Origin of the sequence: Streptomyces sp. NPDC007095, assembly GCF_040634475.1 — a bacterium.
Taxonomy (GTDB): domain Bacteria; phylum Actinomycetota; class Actinomycetes; order Streptomycetales; family Streptomycetaceae; genus Streptomyces.
Genome location: NZ_JBEYFS010000383.1, coordinates 1 through 6,580, shown reverse-complemented (window position 1 = coordinate 6,580; position 6,580 = coordinate 1). Strand labels below are relative to the sequence as shown.

Genomic DNA, 6,580 nt, shown 5'->3' with positions numbered 1-6,580 from the left:
CGCGACCATGGCCTTGATCCTCTCGGCCTCGGTCGGCGTACGGCCGGTCGTCGGGTCCGGTGTGACATCGCCGACGCTGAAGATCCCGAACTGCAAGGTTCCTCCGTTTATCAGGTGATTGAGTGGTTCTCGAACGGTAGGAGTCCACCGCATGGCTGGGATGACTCTGTGCGCACGGGAAGTAGTCCCACAGCGTTCTTTCCTCCCACCCTGGTCATTCGGAGCGCAGGTTCTGAACCGCAAGCCGTGCCTTGCGGCACGAGAAGGCTGCTAGCCGACTGGGTTGACTCACTCGCGGCGCGTCAAGGCGATGTCATCGCAGCCGGGTGGGTCGGCGGCCCGTTCGCCGACCTCGCCGCAGCAGCGGCCCGCGCCTGGCTCCCGTGGAACTCCGTCAGTGCAAACAGCATCCAGTCCGGCATGACGTTCGACGCCGTGGCGGCCGGGACAGCCGAGAGCCACCCCGGTCGACCTCAGGTGATGTGCCGCAGCAGCGCGGCGACCGCCGGGGATGCCTCGCCAGGGGGTCGTACCACCATGACCTTCCAGTTCGGTGCGTGCCGGTCGAACCAGTACTGGGGCACTGGGGCAGATCTGGGAAGCGGTCCGCGATCGACTTCGGCATGATGCAGACGCCCAGGTCGTTGCGGACCAGTTCGGCTGCCGCGACGATGTCGTTCACCTCGATCGTCGGGCTGCGGTCGATGCCTGCGGCCCGGAAGGCTCGGTCGACCGAGTAGCGGATGGCCCAGCCGGGTGTGAAGTCCACCAGGTGCAGCTGGGCGACGTCGGCGAGCCGGGCCTCGCCGTTCGGCGTCGTTCGGCGAGCACCCGCCGGAACGACGCCAACAGCACCATGTCCTCGCGGGACAGCAGCCGGGTCGCCGGCCCGCGCTGCTGCCGGCGGTCGAGCGCGACGACGGCCAGGTTCACCGTGCCCTCGCGCAGTGCCTGCCGGATGCCGGCGACCACCGCAGCTGTACGACCACGCCCGGATGCTCCGCGCGCAGCGCGGCCAGGGCGTGGTGGAGCCCTGCCCATACCCTTTGCATCGTGCCGACCGTCACCCGCCCGCTCAGCCGCCCCTGTACGGCGTCGACGGCCTCCCGTGCCAGTTCGGCGGCCCGGAGTGCCGCGCGTGCGGCGGGGACGAACGCCTCGCCGGTCGGGGTGGGGTGACGCGGTGCGTGGTGCGGTCGAACAAGGGCGCACCCGGTTCCCGTTCGAGGGCGCGGACCGTGCTGGAGACGGCGGACCGGACCACGTGCAGCCGCCTTGCCGCTGCCGTGAAACCGCCCGCGTCCGCCACCGAGACGACGACCTCCATCTGCCGCAGCTCCACCATCCGCTCCCGGTCAAGCAGCGCTCCGTCTGGTGCGAAGGCGACGGTCTTCGATCTTCGCCGCATCGTATGCGGACGCGGGGCGTCGTGCGGCTGCCGGCTTATGCCCCTCCTGGTACCCGCTCACATACGTCGGGGCGGCAGGCCGAGGCCCTTCTTCAGGCGCGGACCAGTGGTGTGTCGACCAGATGCTCGGCCAGGAACCACGCCTGCCGCTCACCGGTCCGGATCACTTGTGACACCAGCAGGTCGATGGTGCCGTCGTCACCGCACTCGGCTGTCCGGGCGGTGGCGTCGTGGGCGTCGATGAGGATGGTCTCGTGGGCCTCCAACAGCCTTGACAGCATGGCCGGCACCTCCTCCACCCCGTCCGGGGGCCGCGGGATCGACGTGATCTCGGCGACGTGCCGGGGGTCTCCCACCGCTACGCCGCCCAGGGACTGGACGCGTTCGGCGATGGTGTCGATGATTTCGAGCTGTTCCCCCGCGTGCTTGTCCAGGACCAGGTGGAGTTGGTAGAAGGTCGCGCCGCGCATCAGCCAGTGGTGCTTCTTGTAGAGGCCGTAGAGGATCTGCGTGTCCGCGAGAACCTTGTTCAGGCGTTGGCAGGAGTACATCCGCGCCTCGTAGGACAGGGCGACCGGGAACTGCTTGACGGTCCCGAACTCCTGGATCACCTCGCCCTTCTGGTGCAGCCAGGGCTGGCTGCTGTGTGCGGATGGGGAGTTGGTGGTCATGGGCTGCCTCCTGCGGTGCCGTGTTGTACGTACCCCGATGACGCTAGGTGCCCGGTTGGGGGCGTCTTGACCGGCAGTGCATGCGGTGGTGCCCGCCAGCGCACTGTGCTCGGTGCTTGTCCCCGGCGTTCGCTCTCGGGCAAGCCTCCGTGCGCTGGCGGACTCGGGCAGTTGTCCGGCCGCTCTAGCGTCAGCGGGACAGTCCATGCCCGGAGAGCCGGTGGAACGAGGAGAGGCATGAGCGCGAACGAGCAGGCTGATGTGGTGGTCGTCGGGCTGGGGCCGGGCGGTGAGTATGTCGCGGGCACGCTGGCCGAAGCGGGTCTGAACGTCGTGGGGATCGAGGCGGAACTCGTCGGAGGTGAGTGTCCGTACTGGGCATGTGTGCCCAGCAAGATGATGATCCGGGCCGGGAACCTGCTCGCCGAGGCGGGCCGGGTCCCCGCTCTCGCCGGCGAGGTGGTCGTGACTCCGGACTGGACCAGGGTCGCCGGACGGATCCGCGACGAGGCCACCGACGACTGGAACGACCAGGTGGCCGCGGACCGCTTCGCGGCGAAGGGCGGTCGGCTCGTCCGGGGAACGGGTCGCCTCGCCGGGCGGCGCCGTGTGACGGTCGGTGACCGCACGTTCGAGGCTCGGCGCGGCGTCGTGCTGGCCACTGGTACCCGGCCCCGGATCCCACCGGTGCCAGGTCTGGAAGGAACGCCGTACTGGACCAACCGGGACGCGATGGGGGCCAAGGAACTGCCCGCGTCCATGGTCGTGCTCGGTGGGGGTGCCATCGGCGTCGAACTCGCCCAGGTCTTCGCCCGCTTCAAGTGCGCGGTCACAGTGATCGAGGGGCAGGATCGGCTGCTGTCGCAGGAGGAACCGGAATCAGGGGAATTGGCCGCGCAGGTGCTGCGCGCGGACGGTGTCACCGTTCTCACGGGTGCCCGGGCGCGCCAGGTCAGCCATGACGGCACCGCGTTCACCGTCCGCCTCGAAGGCGATGAGCAACTGCTGAGCAGTGAACGGCTACTGGTCGCCACCGGACGCCAGGCCGACCTGACCCCGCTGGCGGTCGACTCGGTGGGGCTCGATCCGACGGCGGGAACCGTGCCGACGGACGGGCAGATGCGGGCCGGGGAGGGGTTGTGGGCGGTCGGCGACATCACCGGCCGGGGTGCCTTCACCCATGTGTCGATGTACCAGGCGGAGATCGCCGTCCGGGACATCCTCGGCCGGCCCGGTCCCGACGCCGACTACCGGGCGCTGCCCCGCGTCACCTTCACCGATCCGGAGGTCGGGGCAGTAGGGCTGACGGAACGTCAGGCACGCGAGCAGGGGCTGGTGGTGCGCACCAGCGTGGTGACCATCGCTTCCTCCACGCGCGGCTGGATCCACGGGCCGGGCAACGAGGGGTTCATCAAGCTCGTCGAGGACACCGACCGGGGCGTGCTGATCGGCGCGACCTCGGCGGGGCCGGTGGGCGGCGAGGTGTTGTACGGGCTGAACGTGGCTGTCCATGCCGAGGTACCCGTCGAACGCCTTCAGCACATGATCTACACCTATCCCACCTTTCACCGGACGATCGAGGCGGCCCTGGGAGCCCTCCGCTGAACCGCGCCCCGATCATGCAGGCGGACCCGGGTGCCAGACGGTGGCGCACCATGGTGGGCCGCAACCCCGGCGAGCCGCACCGGTCCGCCACCTCGCTGGAGCTCTTCTTCGACCTGTGCTTCGTCGTCGCGGTGGCGCAGGCGTCCACGAGCCTGCGCGGGGCGCTGGAGGCAGGGGACTACGCCGGCGGCTCGCTGCGTTTCGCGCTGGTCTTCTTCACCATCTGGTGGGCGTGGATGAACTTCACGTGGCTCGCTTCCGCCTACGACCCGGACGACGTGCCCTACCGGTTGACGGTGCTGGTGCAGATCACGGGCTCTCTCGTCCTGGCCGCCGGAGTCGGCCGGGCGTTCCAGGAGGGCGATCTGCGGGTCGTCACCCTGGGGTACGTGCTGCTGCGCACGGGTCTGGCCGCGCTGTGGCTGCGTGCCGCATGGTCGGACGCCGGTCGGCGGCGCACTGCTCTTCGCTTCGCCACCGGGGTGATGGTCTGTCAGGTCGGCTGGATCGGACTGCTCTTCGTCCCGGACTCGGCTCGTCTGACGGGCATCATGGTGATGATCGTTGCCGAACTCTCCGTCCCCGTGTGGGCCCAGGCTGCCGGGATGACACCGTGGCATCCGCACCACATCGCCGAGCGCTACGAACTCTTCACCCTCATCGTGCTCGGGGAGTCCGTCGCGGCCGCCACCGCAGCGGTCCGCGGCGCCTTCGACCGGCATCACGACGCCGGTGCGCTGTACGCGTTGGCGGCAGGCGGCCTGCTCATGGTCTTTGCCATGTGGTGGCTGTACTTCGCTTGGCCGGCGCACACCTTCCTCGCCACGACGCACCAGGCGCACCGAAAGAGATTCACCTGGGCCTACGGCCACTACCTGATCTTCGCGGCGGCGGCCGCCGAGGGAGCCGGCCTCGCGGTGTACGCGGGCCACATCACAGGTCGCACCCATGTCTCGCCACTGGTGGCAGGTGCCGCGGTCACCATTCCGGCGGCGATCTTCCTCATCAGCGTGTGGGCCGTACATGTCCGCCCTCACCAGATGCGTCGGGTCGAACAGCTTCCGTTTCCCGCTGCCGTCCTCCTCATCGTGACGGCCGCTCTCTCACCGGCACCGGCGCTCGCCGCCGGTCTGGTGCTGGCGGTTCTGGTCGTCGTGGTGACGGTGGCCCGTAGGTCCCGGCGAGTGCGGGAGAGGCCATGAACAAGCCGCGCGTGGAGAAGGTGTTCGTCGGTCACCAGGCGCCGGGACCGGACCGGCGCCCCCGTCCATCCCTTCGATTCCACGAGCGAGCACTCATGCCAGAACTGACAGACATCACACATCACACCGCCGAACTCAACGGGATCAAGCAGCACTGGGTCAGCGCCGGGCAGGGACCGCCGGTCTACCTTCTGCACGGCTTCCCCGAGACCTGGTACGGCTGGCGGAAGCAGATACCGGTGCTGGCCGAGCGGTTCACCGTGATCGCGCCGGACCTTCGCGGCTACGGCGACACGGAGAAGCCCCACACCGGCTACGACAAGCGGACCATGGCCAACGACGTCATCGCATTGATGGACCATCTCGGCCATGAGCGGATCGCGTTGATCGGCCATGACCGCGGGGCACGCGTCGGCACCCGGTTCGCCAAGGACCACCGTGCCCGGATCGACCGGTTCGTGGCCATGGACAACATCCCCACCCGCGTCATCGCCGAGACCTACGACGTGAACCTCGCCCGGCAGGGGTACTGGTTCTTCACTTTCCTCGGCGTGCCCGACCTACCCGAGGCGTTGATCGCCGGGCGTGAGGAGATCTGGCTCACCCATTTCTACCGGAGCTGGTCGTACAACCCGGACATGCTCACTCCGGAGGAGATCGCAGTCTATGTGCGCGCCTACCAGCAGCCGGGGGCAGTGCGGGGATCTTGCATGGACTACCGTGCGGCGTCCCAGGACGTCGCCCAGGACCGCGAGGACGCCGACCAACTCATCGACTGCCCGGTGCTGACCATGTGGGGCGAGGACTTCAGCGCCGTCGGACAGGCCTACGACGTCCTGGACGTCTGGAAGGGGCTGGCCCGGAACATCCGCGGTGTGCCCATTCCCCAGTGCGGACACCTCTGCCAGGAGGAACGCCCCGACGTCGTCAACGGAGCACTCCTCGACTTCCTGGCGGACTGGAACGGCTGATCCGACCGGTCCACCTGGGCACGGCGAGCGCAGGACGGGGGTCGACGCAGGATTGGGGCCGGGTCCGGCCGGGCACCGGCCCTCGTCCTGCGCTCGCCGTCCCCTCAGTAGGTCTCGGAATCGGGGATCAGATGTATCGCGGCCTCCTCGGCCGATGCCCCGGCGCCGTCCAGGCCCATGTCTGAAGCGATCAGGTCGGATTCGGTGTTCCCATGGCTGTCCTCGTCCGGCGCGACCAGCCGTCCGGCGCGCTCGTCTCCGACCTGGTAGTCGATGAGCTCGCCGTCTGTGTCCCAGGTGTCCCCGATACCGGCGCCCTCCGGGACGCCGATGTCCGGCAACTCCTCGGAGAGACGCTCGTCCAGGCTCTCCCTCCGCCGCTGCTCCGACGCCGTGACGCCGGTGTGCTCCACACCCCAGGGCGTCTCCGGGGGCGAGTAGCCCTCGTCCAGAGCCTGGTCGCGCTGGGGGCTCGTTCGTCCGATCTGCGCTTCGACCGAGGTGGTCACGACAGGGTCTTGGCCATCACGAGAGATCCGCGCGCAGTGCTCTCTCAGGCAACATCTCGTGCATTTCTCGACACGGTGCTCCCATTTGCAGGCTTTACGGTCATTCACGCGGTATCCGCCCCTAGGTCCTGTCGTCAAATTCCCGTCGTCGCCCGGAGGGCGGCTCCGCGGCGTCAGGTGCGTGCTCTCGGCGTGCCGGGCCCTGACCCTCGTA

General features: G+C 69.0%; 6 protein-coding genes and 1 pseudogene. 3 read left to right on the top strand and 4 right to left on the bottom strand.

Translation table 11 applies throughout. The features are described 5' to 3' along the window. Positions 1 to 655: 655 nt before the first annotated feature. From ABZ656_RS55430 to ABZ656_RS55420, 3 genes and pseudogenes are all read right to left on the bottom strand, one after another. A pseudogene (locus tag ABZ656_RS55430) lies at positions 656 to 997 on the bottom strand (hypothetical protein); the annotation flags it as partial. A 78-nt stretch (positions 998 to 1,075) separates the two neighbouring features. Further along, the gene (locus tag ABZ656_RS55425) at positions 1,076 to 1,408 is read right to left on the bottom strand and encodes a LysR family transcriptional regulator (protein WP_256258171.1); all 333 of its coding nucleotides are present in this window, start codon (positions 1,406 to 1,408) and stop codon (positions 1,076 to 1,078) included. Positions 1,409 to 1,500: 92 nt separating this feature from the next. Continuing rightward, the gene (locus tag ABZ656_RS55420) at positions 1,501 to 2,079 is read right to left on the bottom strand and encodes a DNA starvation/stationary phase protection protein (protein ID WP_101403231.1); all 579 of its coding nucleotides are present in this window, start codon (positions 2,077 to 2,079) and stop codon (positions 1,501 to 1,503) included. A 237-nt stretch (positions 2,080 to 2,316) separates the two neighbouring features. Here ABZ656_RS55420 and ABZ656_RS55415 point away from each other — a divergent pair, with 237 nt between their 5' ends. From ABZ656_RS55415 to ABZ656_RS55405, 3 genes are all read left to right on the top strand, one after another. Further along, positions 2,317 to 3,684: an NAD(P)/FAD-dependent oxidoreductase gene (locus ABZ656_RS55415; protein ID WP_360279974.1), complete on the top strand. Its 1,368-nt coding sequence runs from the start codon at positions 2,317 to 2,319 to the stop codon at positions 3,682 to 3,684. Between the two features lie 50 nt (positions 3,685 to 3,734). Beyond that, the gene (locus tag ABZ656_RS55410) at positions 3,735 to 4,886 is read left to right on the top strand and encodes a low temperature requirement protein A (RefSeq protein WP_101404103.1); all 1,152 of its coding nucleotides are present in this window, start codon (positions 3,735 to 3,737) and stop codon (positions 4,884 to 4,886) included. A gap of 95 nt (positions 4,887 to 4,981) precedes the next feature. Beyond that, complete coding sequence (locus ABZ656_RS55405) at positions 4,982 to 5,857, top strand: alpha/beta hydrolase (RefSeq protein ID WP_075028069.1); 876 nt, start codon at positions 4,982 to 4,984, stop codon at positions 5,855 to 5,857. Between the two features lie 104 nt (positions 5,858 to 5,961). On the opposite strand, the gene ABZ656_RS55400 is transcribed toward ABZ656_RS55405, so the two are convergent. Continuing rightward, entirely contained in the window at positions 5,962 to 6,366 is a 405-nt protein-coding gene (locus ABZ656_RS55400; protein WP_360279970.1) for a DUF5709 domain-containing protein, read from the bottom strand. Between the last annotated feature and the right edge of the window lie 214 nt (positions 6,367 to 6,580).